The sequence below is a fragment of the Caballeronia sp. LZ032 genome (assembly GCF_031451315.1).
Classification (GTDB): Bacteria; Pseudomonadota; Gammaproteobacteria; order Burkholderiales; family Burkholderiaceae; genus Caballeronia.
On the sequence record NZ_JARUXP010000004.1, the window covers coordinates 877063 to 894580 of the forward strand.

16 protein-coding genes are annotated in these 17518 nt (G+C 64.5%); 8 read left to right on the forward strand and 8 right to left on the reverse strand.

Annotated elements, in window-relative coordinates; all coding sequences use genetic code 11:
• Positions 1 to 15: 15 nt before the first annotated feature.
• Positions 16 to 669: a DsbA family oxidoreductase gene (locus tag QCE69_RS31810; RefSeq protein ID WP_309926472.1), complete on the forward strand. Its 654-nt coding sequence runs from the start codon at positions 16 to 18 to the stop codon at positions 667 to 669.
• 41 nt (positions 670 to 710) lie between these two features.
• Here the strand turns inward: QCE69_RS31810 and QCE69_RS31815 are convergent, their stop codons facing one another.
• The 3 genes from QCE69_RS31815 to QCE69_RS31825 form a co-directional block, all read right to left on the reverse strand.
• Complete coding sequence (locus QCE69_RS31815) at positions 711 to 1613, reverse strand: flagellar brake protein (protein ID WP_309926474.1); 903 nt, start codon at positions 1611 to 1613, stop codon at positions 711 to 713.
• A 202-nt stretch (positions 1614 to 1815) separates the two neighbouring features.
• Positions 1816 to 2829: a lipopolysaccharide heptosyltransferase I gene (gene waaC, locus QCE69_RS31820; RefSeq protein WP_309934896.1), complete on the reverse strand. Its 1014-nt coding sequence runs from the start codon at positions 2827 to 2829 to the stop codon at positions 1816 to 1818.
• A 205-nt stretch (positions 2830 to 3034) separates the two neighbouring features.
• Entirely contained in the window at positions 3035 to 3913 is an 879-nt protein-coding gene (locus QCE69_RS31825; protein WP_309934898.1) for a neutral zinc metallopeptidase, read from the reverse strand.
• Positions 3914 to 4300: 387 nt separating this feature from the next.
• On the opposite strand from QCE69_RS31825, the gene QCE69_RS31830 reads away from it, so the two are divergent.
• The 3 genes from QCE69_RS31830 to QCE69_RS31840 are packed head-to-tail and all read left to right on the forward strand — an operon-like array spanning position 4301 to position 6818.
• Positions 4301 to 5698, forward strand: coding sequence for a cytochrome ubiquinol oxidase subunit I (locus tag QCE69_RS31830; RefSeq protein WP_309926481.1), 1398 nt, complete (start codon positions 4301 to 4303; stop codon positions 5696 to 5698).
• A 3-nt stretch (positions 5699 to 5701) separates the two neighbouring features.
• A complete protein-coding gene (gene cydB, locus QCE69_RS31835; RefSeq protein ID WP_309934900.1) occupies positions 5702 to 6703 on the forward strand; it encodes a cytochrome d ubiquinol oxidase subunit II in 1002 nt (333 codons plus the stop codon).
• Positions 6681 to 6818: a hypothetical protein gene (locus tag QCE69_RS31840; RefSeq protein WP_309820430.1), complete on the forward strand. Its 138-nt coding sequence runs from the start codon at positions 6681 to 6683 to the stop codon at positions 6816 to 6818. Before cydB ends, QCE69_RS31840 begins: the two co-directional genes overlap by 23 nt.
• 31 nt (positions 6819 to 6849) lie before the next feature.
• Here QCE69_RS31840 and QCE69_RS31845 read toward each other — a convergent pair whose 3' ends face one another.
• Entirely contained in the window at positions 6850 to 7899 is a 1050-nt protein-coding gene (locus QCE69_RS31845; RefSeq protein WP_309934901.1) for a permease, read from the reverse strand.
• Between the two features lie 34 nt (positions 7900 to 7933).
• Positions 7934 to 8998: a tRNA 2-selenouridine(34) synthase MnmH gene (gene mnmH / locus QCE69_RS31850; protein ID WP_309934903.1), complete on the reverse strand. Its 1065-nt coding sequence runs from the start codon at positions 8996 to 8998 to the stop codon at positions 7934 to 7936.
• Between the two features lie 156 nt (positions 8999 to 9154).
• On the opposite strand from mnmH, the gene QCE69_RS31855 reads away from it, so the two are divergent.
• Both QCE69_RS31855 and eutC read left to right on the forward strand, forming a co-directional pair.
• Entirely contained in the window at positions 9155 to 10543 is a 1389-nt protein-coding gene (locus tag QCE69_RS31855) for an ethanolamine ammonia-lyase subunit EutB (RefSeq protein ID WP_309926488.1), read from the forward strand.
• Positions 10540 to 11325 (forward strand): ethanolamine ammonia-lyase subunit EutC, encoded by a 786-nt coding sequence (gene eutC / locus QCE69_RS31860; protein WP_309934904.1) that lies wholly within the window; start codon positions 10540 to 10542, stop codon positions 11323 to 11325. Before QCE69_RS31855 ends, eutC begins: the two co-directional genes overlap by 4 nt.
• Here eutC and QCE69_RS31865 read toward each other — a convergent pair.
• From QCE69_RS31865 to QCE69_RS31875, 3 genes are all read right to left on the reverse strand, one after another.
• Positions 11322 to 13175 carry a sigma-54-dependent Fis family transcriptional regulator gene (locus QCE69_RS31865; RefSeq protein ID WP_309934906.1) on the reverse strand — a complete coding sequence of 618 codons (1854 nt, stop codon included), beginning with the start codon at positions 13173 to 13175 and terminating at the stop codon, positions 11322 to 11324. The genes eutC and QCE69_RS31865 overlap by 4 nt on opposite strands.
• A 151-nt stretch (positions 13176 to 13326) precedes the next feature.
• Positions 13327 to 13500: a DUF1328 domain-containing protein gene (locus QCE69_RS31870; protein ID WP_309820442.1), complete on the reverse strand. Its 174-nt coding sequence runs from the start codon at positions 13498 to 13500 to the stop codon at positions 13327 to 13329.
• A 167-nt stretch (positions 13501 to 13667) separates the two neighbouring features.
• Positions 13668 to 14816: an OpgC domain-containing protein gene (locus QCE69_RS31875; protein WP_309926495.1), complete on the reverse strand. Its 1149-nt coding sequence runs from the start codon at positions 14814 to 14816 to the stop codon at positions 13668 to 13670.
• A 307-nt stretch (positions 14817 to 15123) separates the two neighbouring features.
• Here QCE69_RS31875 and QCE69_RS31880 point away from each other — a divergent pair, with 307 nt between their 5' ends.
• Entirely contained in the window at positions 15124 to 15876 is a 753-nt protein-coding gene (locus tag QCE69_RS31880; protein WP_309934908.1) for a TerC family protein, read from the forward strand.
• A 176-nt stretch (positions 15877 to 16052) separates the two neighbouring features.
• Entirely contained in the window at positions 16053 to 17498 is a 1446-nt protein-coding gene (locus QCE69_RS31885) for an acyltransferase (RefSeq protein ID WP_309934910.1), read from the forward strand.
• Positions 17499 to 17518 lie beyond the last annotated feature (20 nt).

The window sequence follows — 17518 nt, forward strand, 5'->3', positions numbered from 1 at the left end:
GCTTTTGAGGCTCACATGGCATCCACGCCTGTTCTGTATATCGACGTGTGGTCGGACTTCGTCTGCCCGTTCTGCTATCTCGAAACGCCCGTGCTCGATCAATTCCGCAACGCCTATGGCGATGCAGTCGAGATTCGCTGGCATGCGTTCGAACTGCGCCCCGAGCCGGCGCCCCTGCTGGATCCCAATAGCGACACGATCGTCGAGGCTTGGGAAAAATCAGTGCAGCCGCTCGCCGAAGAGCGCGGCGTCACCATGCGCATGCCGCCCGTCACGCCGCGCAGCCGCAAGGCGTTCGAAGCCGCCCTGTTCGCGCGCGAATCGGGCCGCTTCGACGTCGTGCATCGCGCGATTTTCAAGGCGTACTTCGAGGAAGGCATCGACATCGGCGATACCGATGCACTGCTCGATATCGCGTCCGCATGCGGTGTCGATCCCGAACTGCTGGAAGAAGCGCTCGACGACGGCACCTACACCGATCTCGTGATCGAGGACGAGGAGTTCGCAAAGAAGCTGGGTGTGGGGGGCGTGCCGTTCGCGGTACTGTCGCGCGAGCCGGCGCCCGGTCAGGAAGCACCGCCTCCTATCGCGCTGCGTGGCGCCGCCCCGGTGCAGCATTTCGAAGCCGCAGTCGAGCGGCTCTTTCCCGACGGCTTCCCGGGCAACTGATCGCCGGCCGGCATGCACGAGACGCGGGCCGGGCGCGCGGTTCAGCTGTGCTCGGCCATGAACGACTTCAGCGCGATGCGCTGCGAAGGCTCGAGTGATTCGAATTCCAGCCCGTAGGCCACGTGACCCGTACCGGGCTCCGGTGCGCCGACATGCCGGACGATCGCAATCGTGTCGATCTTCACGTCCACGCCATCGGTGCTGAACTGGAACGAGAGCGCCAGCTTGTCGCCGATGCGCGCAGCCGGCTTCGCCACCGTCAGCGACATGCCATACGGGCTGATATCGCTGACACGCCCCAGTTCCGGCACATCCGTCGAACCATGAGCCGAAAAGTGCGCAGCAAGACGCGTGGGCATCCGGGCGAACTTGCGGGTGCGAAGTCGGCGGATCGCGCCGGGCGCGGAGAGCACCGCATAGTTGAACGGCTCGCGGCAGATCGCATCGACCGTGCAGGCAAAACGGAATACGCCGCGCCCGGTCAGCGCAACCAGATCGACTTGTTCGCCGACATTGAGATCGAGCGGATCGAAGCCGGTCATCAACGGCTGCGTCACGAACAGCGAGCGCTCGCCGTTACGGCGCGGCGTCGAAAAACCGATCACGCGGCTCGCATACATCGCAGACCCTGTCCCGCCGGTTCCGCGCAGTCCGACTCGCGCGCCGATCGTCAGGCCGATATCGTCGAGCGACAAAGGCTGATCGCCGGACACATCCGCGTCTTGACTCACCGCACGCGCCGGTTCCTGAACCGCCCGATGCGGCTCGAAGTGCTGGAACATGAAATCACGCGCCGCGACGTCCGGCACGACAGCGCCCGCATCGAACAGCACGGCGCCGTCGGCGGACATGATCGGCCAGTCCAGCGCTGCATTCAGCGGAATCTCGGCCGGCCACAGACGAACCAGGGACTGGCGCGCTTCCAGTACGGTTTCTTCGGTCATCTTTAGGACGATTCTTAAGTGTTTTCGTAATCGTCAGTCTTGAACCCTTCGCCGTCAAGAGTCAAACGGCAACTTTTACGTTGGCGCACCAATTTTTTTGGAAAAAACGCCACGTTGATGACACAACAATTTGAGATAGAAGTTTTATGCGCATAAACATGGGGCCCGACTCAGCGCAACACGCTTCGTTCTCGTCGCGGCTCTAGCGCAGCATCGCACCCGTTTCCGCCGAGCCGGATACCGCTTGCGGCGCGCCGTTCGTTGCGCTTTCGATGGCTGCAAGCACTTGCGGCACGTCGGGCGGCGCGCCGTGATCGCCGACCGATACCGAGCGCCCCGGCGCATCGATGCCGAAATGCTCGCGCGATGTCGCGGCAAACAGCATGACCGTGCGGCGCTGCATGGCATGGGCGAGATGCACGAGACCGGTATCGGTCCCGACCACCAGCTCCGACGCCTGGATCCAGTGTGCGCATTCCTCGACCGTCACTTTCGGCAGCACGATCGCGCCCGGCACGATAGCCGCAATCGCCTGCGCCTCGCCGCGCTCGCGCTCGGTGCCCCACGGCAAGGCAATCGTATAGCCGCGCGCGACGAGCCAGCGCCCGACTTCGCCCCAATGTTCCTTGGGCCATTTCTTCACGTCGGCCGAAGTGGCGTGGAACAGCATCGCGATGCGCTTGTCGCGCGGAATATCGAGGCTGTACGCGAGCGCAGGCAGACGCACGTTGTAGTCGGGCGTCTCGTCGAAGGTGTAGCCGAGCGCCTCGGCGACGCTCACGCGCATGCCGCGCCAGGCATCGGTATGCGGACGCGGGCGAAAGCGCGCGTTATACGCGAAGGCCGCGCCACGCTCGCCGAGATCCTGGTTCAGATAGCCGAAGCGCCGCTTCCCGCGTGCAATGAACGCGATGATCGCGCTCTTGTAGACGCCGTGGATATCCACGATGGCGTCGTATTTCTCGGCACGCAGTTCGCTGATGGATGCGCCGATTTCCTTCAGGTCGTTCCAGTTGCGGGCCTTCTTGAACTTGCGCAGCGGCGCGCTCAGCACGCGGTCCACACCCGGATTCCAGCGAATGATGTCGGCGAAGGCGGCGTCGGCGGCCCAGTCGACTTTTGCGGAGGGAAAGGCACGCCGCAGGTCGGAAACGACGGGCAGCGTCTCCACGATGTCGCCGAGCGACGTGACTTTGACGATCAGAATTCGCTTCATGGAAGAGTCTTGAGTGCTCGGATGCCGGCGGCGCGCGGGAATGGGCCGCCGCAGGCGGCGCAGTGAGCCGCGCTCCGCAAAACCAGCGATTCTAATGAAATTGGGAAAGCGGCATTGTCAGCCTTTGTAAGTTCCGCCCGCTCGCGCCGGTTTGCGTGCGTCGCGCGTATCGAGAATAGTCCAAATCGCGCAGCGTGACCGCAACTCAGAGCGCGCGTGCGGAGAAGGTATCGCACTGGCCGACATCGCCCGTCGACAGCCCGCGCCGCAGCCAGCGCTGCCGTTGCTCGCTGGTGCCGTGGGTGAAGGCCTCCGGAACGACGCGCCCTTGCGACTGCTGCTGAAGCCGATCGTCACCGATCGCGCCTGCCGCGTTCAATCCCTGCTCGAAATCGCCGGGCTCGATCAGTTGCGCGTTCATCCGTTGCGCGACTGCGGCCCATACGCCCGCGAAACAATCCGCCTGCAACTCGACGCGCACGGACAGCGCATTGGCCTGCGCGCGCGACATCCGTGTGCGCGCCTGATCGACCTTGTCTGAAATGCCGAGCACGTTCTGCACGTGATGCCCGACTTCATGCGCGATCACGTATGCCTGGGCGAAATCGCCGCCAGCGCCGAAGCGGTCGCGCAACTCGCGATAAAACGAGAGATCGATGTAGACCTTACGATCCGCGGGACAGTAGAACGGACCCATGGCCGCCTGTCCGGTGCCGCAGGCCGTCTGCGTGCCGCCGGAGAACAGCACCAGCGTGGGTGCCGGATAGTCCTGGTTGAACTGTGTGTGGAAGATCTGCTGCCAGGTGCGCTCGGTGTTGCCGAGCACCTTGCGCACGAACACGGCGCCCGGATCGGTGGCGGGCTGCCTGCTGGCGGGCGCTGCCTGCTGCTGCGGCGCGTTGCCCTGCAGGACCTGTGCGCCGTTGATGATGGTCATCGGATTGATGCCGAAGAAGTACGAAGCCGCGAGCGCGACGATGATCGTGCCAATGCCGATCGATCCGCCGCCTACCCGGAAGCCGCCGCCTCCGCCGCCGCGCCGGTCTTCGACATTGCGGCTTTCTGCTTCGTCATCGAGGCGCATCGTATCTCTCCTTGTTTGTCTGCGCGGCGCGCGCGCTGCGATAGCCATTATCGTACCCGGCCGAATCGCGCGGTTTGTGATGACGCCGCCTCAGTTCTTTTAGCCCTTTCGCACAGGCTTCGCCGGTCGTGCGGTCGATTGTCGCGAACGCCCCTGCGCGTTCATGCCGCAGCGCACGATAAACGTGCCCGAAAAGCATCGGAGAATCAACCCGATAGCGCCTGCAAGCCCTTGAAACTGCGGCATTTGCGCGCGCAGCAAGATCGCTGACGCAACGCAACACTTTTTGCGATTGGCGCTAAGCTCGGCCCCGTTACACGACTGAATCGGCAAGAACACACACGCCCGACCATCCGGGCGCGGGTGACATTCAAGGCACAGGGCATCATGCATTCGACTCTCGAAGCACTCGATCTGGCGCGGCTCCAGTTCGCGTTCACTGTCTCGTTTCACATCATTTTTCCGGCGTTGTCCATCGGGCTCGCGAGCTTCATCGCGGTGCTCGAAGGCGCCTGGCTCAAGACCGGCAAGCCCGTCTACAAGGAGCTGTGTCTCTTCTGGTCGAAGGTCTTTGCCGTGGCGTTCGGCATGGGCGTCGTGTCGGGCGTCGTGATGGCGTACGAGTTCGGCACCAACTGGGGCGGCTTCTCGACCTTCGCCGGCCCGATCACCGGCCCCCTGCTCACCTACGAGGTGATGACCGCGTTCTTCCTCGAGGCGGGCTTCCTCGGCATCATGCTGTTCGGCTGGAACAAGGTCGGACCGAAGGCGCACTTCGGCGCCACGCTGATGGTCGCAATCGGCACGCTCATCTCCACCTTCTGGATCCTCGCGTCGAACAGCTGGATGCAGACGCCCCAGGGCTTTCGCATCGAAGGCGATCACGTCGTGCCGGTGGACTGGTGGGCGATCATCTTCAATCCGTCGTTCCCGTACCGGCTCGCGCACATGGCGATTGCGGCGTTCATCGTCGCGGCGCTGGTCGTCGCCGCGACCGGCGCATGGCATCTGCTGAAAGGCCGGCGCGATCCCGCCATCCGCAAGATGTTCTCGATGGCGCTCTGGCTGCTGCTCGCACTGACGCCGATCCAGGCGCTCGTCGGCGACGCCCACGGTCTCAACACGCGTGAACATCAGCCCGCGAAGATCGCGGCGATCGAAGGCATCTGGGACACGGAGAAAGGCGGCACGGCGCTGAACCTGTTCGGCATTCCCGACATGGAAGCCGAAACCACGAAGTACGCGGTGCGGATTCCGCATCTCGGCAGCCTGATCCTCACACACAGCTGGGACGGCGAGATTCGCGGCCTCAAAGAGTTTCCGAAGGCGGACCGGCCGAACTCGACGCTCGTGTTCTGGACCTTCCGCGTCATGGCGGGTCTTGGCGTGCTGATGATCCTGATGTCGTTCGCGGCGTGGTGGCTGCATCGCAAGCGCCGGCTGTTCGAGGCGCGCTGGTTCCATCGCTTCGCGCTGGCGATGGGTCCGAGCGGCTTCATCACGCTGCTGGCCGGCTGGATCACGACCGAGGCAGGCCGCCAGCCGTGGGTGGTGTACGGCGTGATGCGCACCGCCGATGCCGTCTCGCCCGTTACTGCGCAACAGGTTGGCGTGTCGCTGCTGGCGTTCGTGATCGTCTACACGATCGTCTTCGGCACCGGCATCTACTACTTGCTGAAGTTGCTGCGGCAAGGGCCCGCGCTGCCGGGCTCGCCTACGGAGACGCCCGACGGCACCGCGCGCCGGCCGCTCAGCCTTCCGCATCAGTCCATCGAAGGAGCTTAAGACATGGACCTCACGCTTGCCTGGGCCGCGATCATCGCGCTGGGATTGTTTCTCTACGTGGTGCTCGACGGCTTCGATCTCGGCATCGGCATTCTCTTTCCGTTCTTTCCCGACCAGCACGACCGCGACGTGATGATGAACACCGTCGCGCCGGTCTGGGACGGCAATGAAACCTGGCTCGTGCTCGGCGGCGCAGGACTGTTCGCCGCGTTCCCGATGGTCTATTCGACCGTGCTGTCCGCGCTCTATCTGCCGCTCGTGCTGATGCTCGTCTGCCTGATCTTTCGCGGCGTGTCGTTCGAGATTCGCGCAAAGGCGCAGCGCACGCGGCATCTGTGGGATCTGGCGTTCATCGGCGGATCGGCGGGCGCGACCTTCTTTCAAGGCGTGGCGCTCGGCGCGTTTCTCGACGGCATTCCCGTCGCCGATGGCCGTTTTGCCGGCGATCCCTTCGGCTGGTTCACGCCGTTCGCGCTCTTTACCGGCGGCGCGCTTGTCGTGACGTACGCGCTGCTCGGCGCGTGCTGGCTGATCGCCAAGACCGAAGGCGATTTGCAGCGGCGGATGTATCGCGTCGTCTGGCCTTTGACGCTGCTGCAACTCGCGACCATCGCCGTCGTCAGTATCTGGACGCCGCTGCAGGACGCCGGCATTGCGTCACGCTGGTTCGACTCGCCGCTGTTCTACCGGCTGCTGCCCGTGCCGGTGCTGGTCGCGGCGTGCGCGTGGGCCATGAGACGTTCGATCGAATCGCGTCACGAGACACGGCCGTTCGCCGTCGCGCTGGGCTTCGTGCTGCTCGGCTATGCGGGACTTGTCGCGAGCATTTCGCCCCATGACATCTTCCCCGGGGTTTCGATCTGGGACGCGGCCGCGCCGCATTCGAGCCAGCTGTTCACGATCGTCGGCGTGGCGGTGATCCTGCCGGTCATCATCGCGTACACGACGCTAAGCTATTGGGTATTCAGAGGAAAGGTGCGCCATGGCGAACATCACTACCATTGAGCGCGCGCGCAAGCTGTTCTGGTTTGTGGCGCTGTGGGTGGCGGGCGTGGGCGGCGCGATGCTGCTCGCGCTGCCGTTCAAGCTGCTGATCAAGGCTGGGGCGGCGATTCATTGAGGGCGGTGTGTCGTCTTCGACAAACACCCCCTCAAAACACCCCCGCCGCCACCACCCCGCCGACGATCCCGAACACCACCACCGCCACCGTCACGAACGCCAGCACGCGCGGCGGAAACGACCGCCCGAGCATCGCCAGCGACGGCACGCTCACCGGCGGCAGCGTCATCAGCAAGGCTCCAGCAGGACCGGCAGCCATGCCGAGCGACAGCATCGCCTGGATGATCGGCACTTCACCGGCCGTCGGGATCACGAACAGTGTGCCAGCCACGGCGAAGGCCGCGATCCACAGCAAGCCGTTGCCGATATCCGGCCCGATATGCGGAAACAGCCACGCGCGCGCCGCGCCGAGCAGCAGCACGAGCACGATGTATTCAGGGATGAGCCGCAAGGTCATGCGGCCGAGAATCTTGAGCCAGCGCGAAAACGCCGTGCCGGGGTCGTCGGTTTCGACGAGCTTCGCCAGCGACTCGCGCGATGCCGCCGCCTGTGCCGGCGTCACCATCCGGTTCACCGCGTAGCCGAGCCCGAACACCATCAACACGCCCAGCACGAGGCGCAGGCCGGTCCATTGCCAGCCGAGCACGAAGCCCATGAACACCAGCGCGGCCGGATTGAGCACGGTATTGCCGAGCCAGAACGCGATCGCCGCGCCCGGCGCCGCCTCGCGCGCCCGCAGGCCCGCGACGACCGGCGCCGCGCAGCACGTGCACATCATGCCCGGCAACGACATCAGCCCGCCGTTCACCACGCTGCCGAAGTCATGCTCCCCGAGCGCCCGGGCGACCCAGCGCGGCGGAATCAGCGCCTGCACCGCCGAGCCGAGCAGCAGGCCGAGCACCATGGCCTGCCAGATGGCCTTGCCATAAGCGAGCGCGTAATCGAGCGCGGCCTGCCACGAAGGCGTCGGCGCATTCGCGGCCGTGCCCATCAGAATGGACTTGCCGATGGAATGCTGGCTCGCCGCAACAAACGCGCGGTTGTAGTACGGAAACCATTTCACATAGAACAGTCCCAATACGGCGATGAGCAGGAACACCATCCAGCCGAGCGCGACGCGAGGTTGTCGGAGCGTGGTCATAACGTGTTTTCTTGTTTCGAGTGTGAAGTTGGAATCAGAGTGCGGGCGTGGTTTCGGCGAGCTGCGCGAGCAGTGCATGCGCTTGTTCGATACTGTCTTCGTCGTTCGGCCGGAACAGCACGTGCGCCGCGTGCGGCAACTCGCGATAAAGCGCCTGGCTGCTGCGCGCGTAGGCCGGATCGTAATGCCGGTCGATCAGCTCGCCGAACAGTTCCGCGCGCGCATCGGCGTCGATCAGCCCGTGCCAATGCGCCACGCGTTCGCGGCTGTGGAGCGCAACCAGCTTCGAGAGCTGCGTCTTGAAGAAGGCCGGTTCGTCGAACAGATGGGCGTAATCCTGCAACAAAAACGCGATGCGGTCTTTCCGCTGCGCACGAACCTCCACGCAGGGCGACGCGTGCAGACTGTCGAGCAGCGCGTCGGGCAGTGTGATGGAACCGATGCGGCGCCCTTCCGCCTCGACGAACACCGGCCGGGTCCGGTCGAAGTAAGACAGCACCTCGAGCAGCGCCGAATCGAAGCCTTTCTGCGACGGTTGCGGCTGCCCCGGCAACGCCCCGAGCAGCGACCCGCGATGCGCCGCCAGCCCTTCCAGATCAAGCGCCTGCGCGCCCGCCCCGTGCAGCGCTGTCAGGAGCCGCGTCTTGCCGCTGCCCGTATGGCCGATCAGCACCACATAGCGGAACTGGCGCGGCAGTTCGCTTAGCCGCTCCATCACGCCGCGCCGGTAAGTCTTGTAGCCGCCGTCGAGCTGACGCGCTTGCCAGCCGATCAGGTTGAGCCAGGTCGTCATCGAACCGGAGCGCTTGCCGCCGCGCCAGCAATAGATGAGCGGGCGCCAGTTGCGGGGTTTGTCTGCGAAAAGCGTATCGAGATGCCGCGCGATGTTGCGCGCGACCATCGCCGCGCCGACGCGGGTCGCCTCGAACGGCGAAACCTGCTTGTACATCGTCCCGACGATCACCCGTTCCTCGTTGCTGAGCACCGGCGCGTTGATGGCGCCGGGAATGTGATCCTCGGCGAATTCGAGCGGCGTGCGGACGTCGACGATTTCATCGAAATCGCCAAGGCGGTCGAGAGGAACAAGCAGGTTTTTCACGGGAAACGGGGCGCGCGGCGGCTGACTGAAGCGAAAAATTATCGCATGGGCACGGATTCGCTTCCGGCGGGCTCTTTTTTTCCGCCGCACCAGGCGGGCGCGAAGCGGCTACAGTGGCCGTATCGCAGGACCGTCCGCACCGTGCAAGGAGAAGCAATGAGCTATCACGAGACGATCGGCGTGCGCCGCTACCGTTTCGACGACCTGAAGACGCTGCTCGCCCGCGCCAGTCCGCGACGCTCCGGCGATGAGCTCGCCGGTCTCGCGGCCGCCACCGAGGAAGAGCGCGTGGCCGCCAAAATGGCGCTGGCGCAGGTCCCGCTCGCCGCCTTCCTCGACGAACCGCTGATCCCCTACGAGGACGACGAAGTCACGCGGCTGATCGTCGACACGCATTCGCGCGAAGCCTTCGCGCCCATCGCGCATCTGACGGTCGGCGCCTTCCGCGAATGGCTGCTCGCCGACAGCACCGACACCGCCGCGCTCGAAGCCGTCACCCTGGGCATCACGCCGGAGATGGCCGCGGCGGTGTCCAAGCTGATGCGCAACCAGGACCTGATCCTCGCCGCCAAGAAGCGCCCGGTGGTCACGCGCTTCCGGACGACCATCGGCCTGCCGGGGCATCTCTCCGTGCGCCTCCAGCCGAATCACCCGACCGACGATCCCAAAGGCATCGCCGCCGCGATGCTCGACGGCCTCTTCTACGGCTGCGGCGACGCGGTCATCGGCATCAATCCGGCCTCGGATTCGCCGGCGGCCATCGGCACGCTGCTCACGATGATGGACGACTTCCGCCGCCGCTACGACGTGCCGATGCAATCCTGCGTTCTCACGCACGTCACCAACACGCTCGCGGCGATCGAACAAGGCGCGCCGGTGGATCTCGTGTTCCAGTCGATCGCGGGCACCGAGCGCGCCAATGCGAGCTTCGGCGTGTCGCTCGCGCTGCTCGCGGAGGCGCGCGACGCGGCGTTGTCGCTCGGGCGCGGCACGGTCGGCGACAACGTCATGTACTTCGAGACGGGCCAAGGAAGCGCGCTGTCGGCGAACGCGCATCACGGCGTCGACCAGCAGACTTGCGAGGCGCGTGCCTACGCCGTGGCGCGCCGCTTCCAGCCGCTGCTGACGAATACCGTGGTCGGCTTCATCGGTCCGGAATATCTGTACGACGGCCGGCAGATCATTCGCGCGGGACTGGAGGATCACTTCTGCGGCAAGCTGCTCGGCGTGCCGATGGGCTGTGACATCTGCTACACGAATCACGCCGAAGCCGATCAGGACGACATGGACACGCTGCTGACGCTGCTCGGCGCCGCGAACGTGAATTTCATCATGGGCGTGCCGGGCGCGGACGACGTGATGCTCAACTATCAAAGCACCTCGTTTCACGACGCGCTGTATGTCCGCCGGCTGCTCGGCCTCAAGCGCGCGCCTGAGTTCGAAGCGTGGCTCGCCAGAATGCGCGTTACGGATGCAGAGGGCGGTTTGCTTGCGCGTCCATCAGGCGCGCCCCGTCAACCACTGCTCGACTGGATCGACGCATGACGACGCCACCCCGCCAGGACGATCCGTGGGACGCGTTGCGGCGTTTCACGAATGCCCGCATCGCGCTGGGCCGCGCGGGCAGCAGCCTGCCGACTGCGCCGCTGCTCGCCTTCGAACTCGCGCACGCGCAGGCGCGCGACGCGGTCCACCAGCCGCTCGATACCGGCGCGCTTGCCGAGGCCATCCGCGCCGCAGGATTCGACACACTCGATGTGCCGAGCGCGGCACCCGATCGCGCTACTTATTTGCGTCGTCCCGACCTGGGGCGCATGCCCGGGGAAGCAGGCGAGGCGCATCTCGCCGAGTACGCGAAGACCCTGCATGACGCACCGGACCTGGTGTTCGTGGCCGCGGACGGACTGTCCGCTGTCGCCGCGCAGCGCCACGTCGCGCCGCTGCTCGCGAGCCTGCGGCCACGTCTCGAAGGCTGGCGCATCGGTCCCGTGGTAATCGCCACGCAGGCGCGGGTTGCGCTGGGCGATCCCGTCGGCGAACGCTTGCGGGCGCGGATGGTGGTGATGATGATCGGTGAACGGCCGGGACTCAGTTCGCCGGACAGTCTCGGGCTCTACGTCACGTATGAGCCGCGCGCCGGCCGTCACGACGCCGAGCGCAACTGCATCTCCAACGTGCGCCCGGAGGGCCTGCCTTACGACGCCGCCGCGCACAAGCTGATGTGGCTGCTGAACGAAGCGCGCCGCCTCGGACTGACCGGCGTCGGGCTGAAGGATCACAGCGGCGCGTTGCCCGCGCCTCACAGCCCGGACGCACTCGAAGACTAGCCGCGCAGCTTGCGATACACCGTCGTGCGCGACACGCCGAGTTCGCGCGCCGTCGCCGATACATTGCCGCCGTGCGCCTTGAGCGCTGCCGCGACCGCGCCGGCTTCGATGTCGGCAAGACGCCCGCCTGAGGGCAGCGTCGGTGCGAATGCCGGTTCTATCTCACCGAGTGCATCGAGTTCATCCACGAAATCGTGCGGCAGATGGGCTACGCGAATGTGCGTGTCGTGGTCGTCGAGCATCGCGCAGGCCGTGCGCAGCACGTTGCTCAACTGCCGCAGGTTGCCCGGCCAGGGATGGCGCGCGAACAGCGTGAGCACGGCCGGATCGATCTCGATCGGACGGCCGATAAATCGCTCGTCGCGCAGCATCGTGTCGGCGACCGCGCGCAGATCGGTTCGCTCAGCCAGCGGCGGCAGTGTCACCGAGAGTCCGTTGACGCGGTAATACAAATCCTCGCGGAAGGCGCCCTGCGCGACGCAATCGCGCAGCTTGCGGTTACTCGCGCAGACCAGCATGAAATCGACCGGCACCCCGCGCGCCGCGCCGAGCGGCTCGACCACGCGTTCCTGCAGCACGCGCAACAGACGGCTTTGCAGTGCGAGCGGCATGTCGCCGATTTCATCGAGGAACAGCGTGCCGCCGTTCGCCTGCACGATCTTGCCGGTCGCGCCGCGTTTGGCCGCGCCCGTAAAGGCGCCCGGCACATAGCCGAACAGCTCGGATTCGATCAGCGTCTCCGGCAGCGACGCACAGTTCACCGCGACGAACGGGCCCGCGCGACGCGGCGAATCGGCATGGATCGCGCGCGCGAGCATTTCCTTGCCCGCGCCGGTCGGCCCGCCGATCAACACTGGAATGTTCTTGCCGATCACCTTGCGGACGCGTCCGGCGACGTCCTGCATGTGCGCATCGCCGGTGCAGAGCGCCGCGAGCGCCGACGACACCGGCTCGGCGACCGTCACGGCCACGCTCGTCGACGGCCGGCCGCGAAACTCGATGCTCGCAAACACGCCGACGCCGCTGTGCAGCACGAGCCGCCGCGGCGCGTCGCCGGGACGCCCGATCAGCGTTTCGACACCCTCGCCGAACAGCGTCTCCGCCGTCTGCGCACGCAGACTGCGCAAATCAAGCCCGAGCTGGAACTGCGCGCTGCGGTTCGCGCACAGCAGACGGCCGTCCAGTTCGAAGACGGCAATGCCCTCCATCAGCGTGCCGATGAATTCGGGCCGGCTGTGGAAACGGACGCGCAGCTTGTCTTCGAAGGCGCTCGAAATCAGCCGGTTCTCGATGGTTTGTCCCGACATCTTGACGAGCGCCATCGTGTGCTGGTGATAGCCGCGCCGGTCGCCGGTGACGTCGAGGACGCCGGACAGGTTGCCGAGCGGATCCAGGATCGGCACGCTCGAGCAGGTCAGGAAATGATTCGCGCGCAGGTAGTGCTGGTCGCCGTGAACGGTGACGGCCGTGCGCTCCGCGATGGTCGTGCCGATGGCGTTCGTGCCCTGATGCGCTTCGTTCCAGATCGCGCCGGCGCGCAACGCGACTTTTTCGGCGCGGGCGAGAAAGTCGTCATCGCCGAACGAATGCAGGATCAGGCCTTCCGCGTCCGTCAGCGCAATCATGCTGTGCGTATTCGCAAGCTGGGCGTACAGCGTCTCGATGACCGGCAGCGCGTGCGCGCACAGCGTGCGGCTCTCGTCGAGCTTGACGGCGAGTTGCGCGCCGGTCAGCACGGCGTAATCGGGGCGCATCGTTTCACACAGCCCGAAAGTGGCCGAACGCTCGTGCGAATGACGGATGAGATCGCGCTGCGCGGGCTGCAAGGCCGCGCCGATGGCGTGCTGCATCGCCTTCCTCCTTGTCGGTTCAGCGCGGCCGTGGGCGGGGCTTGGTGCCATCCGACGCCGCGTGACTGTCTCCTCGCCGCAATGTAACACTGCGGCGGGACACGGGTCGATCCGAGGAAGCACGCGTAGGCGGCATGGCGCCGCCTTGGCGCTACAGCACGAGCGAGCCCGCGGATATCGCGATGACGAGGAAGATCACGAACAGGATCAGGAAGATGAAGAAACAGATCTTGGCGATGCCCGCCGCGCCCGATGAAACGCGTGTGAAGCCGAAAAGGCCCGCAACGACGGAGATGATCGCGAAGAGGATGGCAAGTTTGAGCATGGCGATTCCGGTTTTTTTGTCGTGATGGCCGGTGTACATGCAAGCAGCGTGCCGCACATGCTTTTCCGCATCAATCTGATGGTGCGTTGCGAAAAAGACGGTTAGTTGCTGGTCAATCCCCAAAAAAGCGGGCGAAGATTGCCCGCTTTTTTGGCTCGTTGCTGCTGTCAACGCCCGCGCGTATCGGCGGCGACGCGAGCTGGCGCTGCTGCCGGCGCCGGTTTGGGCAGCGGTCGACGGCTGCCGAGCCAGCCCGCCACGGCTTGATGCACGCGCGGCACGGCGAGCAGCGCGCCGATGGCGAGCGCATCGGCGGCTAGCCCGGCCGGCACGTTGATGAGGCCGTCGGTGAGCGTGAACAGGACAGAATCGACGACCAGCGAAATGACCGTCCCCGCGACGAATGCCACCATGCCGTCGCGCCCCACCGCGCCGATCCACGGCAAGCGGTTCGCGATCGCCTTCACGACGCCATAGCGCGCCAGATTGGCGCAGATCCACGCGATCGCCAGGAAATTGACGATTCGCGGCCCGGCGAGGTCACGCTTGAACGCACTGTCCAGCACCGGGGGCAGCACGAGCAGCTTGTAATACGCCATGCCGGCGATCAGCGCGACAGTGCCCGCGCTGACGATCCAGCCGAAACGATGCGCGCTCACCCGCTGGTACACGGGCTGGCAGCGCGCCAGCACGCCGAGCACGAACATCAGCTGCCAGGCTGCCGGATTGAAGTCCCACAGGTTGTCTTCGGCGGAGGGCAGATATTCGCCGATGGCCGGCGCACACGCCCACAGTGCGAGGCTCAGGCCGAGCAGGATCCAGGGCTTGCTGCGCGCGAGCGGCAGCATCAGCGGCACGGCCAGCGCGAACAGGGCGTACATCGGCAGGACGGCGGCCAGGTACGGCTGGCGCTCGAAGGTGAGAATCTGCGCGATCGAAGAGACCGGCTCGGCCATCAGGCTGTCGAGATCGTGTAGCGCGAGATTCGGCGCGTGGCCAAAGAACGGCCGCAGCAGGAAGGACGCGGCCAGCATCAATACGGCGGTGACGAGGAAGGCGCGGTACAGCTCGAACGCCCGCTTCACGAAGCGGCGGCGCGCGACGCTTTCGGAACGGCGCTCGGCGAGCGAGACATAGGCGGTGGCGGTGGCGAAGCCGCCAAGAAAGACGAAGACTTCGGCGGCATCATTGAGCGCGAACGCATGCAGGGTGAAGCGCGACACCATGCTCCCGCCGATATGATCGACGACGATGATGAGCAGAACCAGTCCCCTGAAGAAGTCCAGCTCGACGAGACGTTGTGATTTTCCCTGCATGCGAAAGTGGCGTTTTTTCCCGGAAGTCGGGAAGTGTAGGACGGCCGGATTTTCAGCCGGCTCGAGAGGGTTGGAGTTTACCCGTAAACCGAGCTCAACCGCTTCTCAAGAGATGCAAAAATCCGTTTCAAATCCGGTATTTGTGGCCAGTTGGCCATATTTAGTCGCAAGACACGACCCGGCCCGCAGAAGATCGCTATCGTGTGGCGCTTCGATACGAATTAATATTTCAGGTTCCTTTCATTTCTGCAATCGAGCAGGTTAGCATTCCGCCATTGACGTCAATCCCTGACCAGGCCCGCACCGCATGGACTATCTCTTCGCCCTTCTCGCCGATCCTGCCGCCTGGGCCGCGCTCGCGACGCTCGTCGTCATGGAAGTCGTGCTTGGCATCGACAACCTCATCTTCATTTCCATCCTGACCAACAAGCTGCCCGAAGCGCACCGGGCACGCACCCAGCGCCTGGGAATCGGCCTCGCGCTCGTGATGCGGCTTGGCTTGCTCGGCACGGTGGCGCTGATCGTCCGGCTCACGGCGCCGATCTTCGAAGCCTTCGGGCACGGCTTCTCGTGGCGCGACCTGATCCTGATCGCGGGCGGCGTGTTTCTCGTGTGGAAGGCCACCACCGAAATCCGTCATCACGTGACGCACGACGCCGACGACCACGCTGGCGCGAACCCGGGCGGCCGTCTGACGCCGCTCTCGGCGATCGGCCAGATTTTGCTGCTCGACCTCGTGTTTTCCATCGACAGCATCGTGACCGCGGTCGGCATGACCGAGCACATTCCGATCATGTTCGTCGCGGTGATCGCCGCGGTCGCCGTGATGCTGTTCGCGGCCGGGCCGCTGTCGAGGTTCATCGAACGGAATCCGACCATCGTCATGCTGGCGCTCGGCTTCCTGCTCGTGATCGGCATGACGCTGATTGCGGAAGGTTTCGGCTCGCATGTGCCGAAAGGCTATATCTATGCCGCGATGGCGTTCTCGGCGCTGGTGGAGGCGCTCAATATGCTCGCCCGGCGCGCGAAGACGCGCAAGGCAGGCGCAGCAAGGGATTGAGAGCCTCCAGACGGACGCATGCTAGCGGACTCTGGCGGTGTGCCAGGCTTAGTTCAGCGTCCGAATAAATTTCCGAGCGTTCGCACAAGGAAATAAAAGCAACCGGGCCAGGTAATATTTTGTATTAAGTCATTGTAGAATCCGCCGAAACGATAATTCCAGACGGCGAGATTCAATTGGCGACAGTTGCAAATACAAAAATAGTCCAGACAGAGGCCAGACCCTACCGTCCCGAGATTGACTCACTTCGCGCAGTCGCTGTCATTGCCGTCCTGATCAGTCACTGGGCGCCCAAAATCATGGGCCCCGTGAATTGGGGACACGCCGGCGTCTACATGTTCTTTGTGATCAGCGGCTTCGTCATTACGCGTGGGCTGCTGCGCGAACGCAACGCAGGTCAAGGCCAGATCAATGTCGTCGCGTTTTACACCCGGCGCGCGCTGCGTATTTGGCCGATCTATTACCTTTCGATCGCATTCTATTTGCTGATCTGGCCTGGAATGAGCGGGTCGGAGGCACTCTGGCACTCCGCATTTCTCTCCAATCTCTTTTTCTCGCTCAACCATGGAGACGGATTTCCAATCCATTTCTGGTCGCTCTCGGTTGAGGAGCAGTTTTATCTGGTGTGGCCGTTCATCACGCTGCTGCCGAGCCGAATCTTGTGGAAGGTCTGCTGCGCCATGATCGTCGCTGCGCCCGTGTCGAGACTCTTCTTCTACGGACACATACACAACGTCGAAGCAACGCTTTACTCCTTGACCAGCAACGTCGATTGCCTCGCGTTCGGTGCACTGCTCGCATTATTCGAGCAGCGAAGGCAGCAAGGTCTTGCTTTTCCTCATGTCGTCACAGGATGCATCGGCGCCGTTCTCACGATGTGTGTTTTCGCCGGCGACCTCACCGGTCACTGGGCCTATGGAATCGTTCTGTGGCCCACGGCCATTGGCTGCCTGACAGCCTCGTTGATTGCCTGGATGGACGGCTCGCCGACTGCGATAGCGATCGCTTGCCGTCCCACCTTGCAATACCTCGGCCGCATCAGCTACGGGATCTACCTCTACCATCTGGCAGTGGGCCGATACCTGTTCGATCAGACCGTGGTTCGGAACATGTCGCCGCTGGCTTTTTTCCTGATCGCGTTTGCGATCACCGTCGCGGTCGCATCGGCGAGCTGGTATCTGATCGAAAAGCCGTTCGTGGCGCTGGGACGCAGACATCGCGACGGATCGAAATCTCCGCGTATCGCCATGTCCATGGCGATCGCGTGCGCAGTGCTTCTCGTGCCGCTTGGCATGAACCAGCTCTTCCTTCGCAACGCGCTGCCGGTCGTCTCGCTGCAAACGAAGATCGTCGATTACGGGCCCAGGACCATCGATCTCGCCCACCTGGATCCCGCCGGCACGCCGATCTGGATGAAGATCAACGGCGATTTGCCTCCGGGTACGGTGGCCGTCATTGGCGGTGAACGAATTCCAATGTGGAAGTCCGATGACGTCGTGGCATTCAAGCTGACGCCGGATCTTTTGCTTCGTCCGAGCCATCAGACGGTGTTTCTGGAGCACCGTGGCTTCGTCACTGTTGCGCGAACGGCCCAGGTCGGACTGGAAATCGGCAGCAATTGACCGACGCGCCGCGCTGACCG

Excerpts from the sequence above, each read along its gene's own strand:
- QCE69_RS31810 (WP_309926472.1), top strand. The coding sequence starts at position 16 with ATGGCATCCACGCCTGTTCTGTATATCGACGTGTGGTCGGACTTCGTC.
- QCE69_RS31815 (WP_309926474.1), bottom strand. The coding sequence starts at position 1,613 with ATGACCGAAGAAACCGTACTGGAAGCGCGCCAGTCCCTGGTTCGTCTG.
- waaC (WP_309934896.1), bottom strand. The coding sequence starts at position 2,829 with ATGAAGCGAATTCTGATCGTCAAAGTCACGTCGCTCGGCGACATCGTG.
- QCE69_RS31825 (WP_309934898.1), bottom strand. The coding sequence starts at position 3,913 with ATGCGCCTCGATGACGAAGCAGAAAGCCGCAATGTCGAAGACCGGCGC.
- QCE69_RS31830 (WP_309926481.1), top strand. The coding sequence starts at position 4,301 with ATGCATTCGACTCTCGAAGCACTCGATCTGGCGCGGCTCCAGTTCGCG.
- cydB (WP_309934900.1), top strand. The coding sequence starts at position 5,702 with ATGGACCTCACGCTTGCCTGGGCCGCGATCATCGCGCTGGGATTGTTT.
- QCE69_RS31840 (WP_309820430.1), top strand. The coding sequence starts at position 6,681 with ATGGCGAACATCACTACCATTGAGCGCGCGCGCAAGCTGTTCTGGTTT.
- QCE69_RS31845 (WP_309934901.1), bottom strand. The coding sequence starts at position 7,899 with ATGACCACGCTCCGACAACCTCGCGTCGCGCTCGGCTGGATGGTGTTC.
- QCE69_RS31855 (WP_309926488.1), top strand. The coding sequence starts at position 9,155 with ATGAGCTATCACGAGACGATCGGCGTGCGCCGCTACCGTTTCGACGAC.
- eutC (WP_309934904.1), top strand. The coding sequence starts at position 10,540 with ATGACGACGCCACCCCGCCAGGACGATCCGTGGGACGCGTTGCGGCGT.
- QCE69_RS31865 (WP_309934906.1), bottom strand. The coding sequence starts at position 13,175 with ATGCAGCACGCCATCGGCGCGGCCTTGCAGCCCGCGCAGCGCGATCTC.
- QCE69_RS31870 (WP_309820442.1), bottom strand. The coding sequence starts at position 13,500 with ATGCTCAAACTTGCCATCCTCTTCGCGATCATCTCCGTCGTTGCGGGC.
- QCE69_RS31875 (WP_309926495.1), bottom strand. The coding sequence starts at position 14,816 with ATGCAGGGAAAATCACAACGTCTCGTCGAGCTGGACTTCTTCAGGGGA.
- QCE69_RS31880 (WP_309934908.1), top strand. The coding sequence starts at position 15,124 with ATGGACTATCTCTTCGCCCTTCTCGCCGATCCTGCCGCCTGGGCCGCG.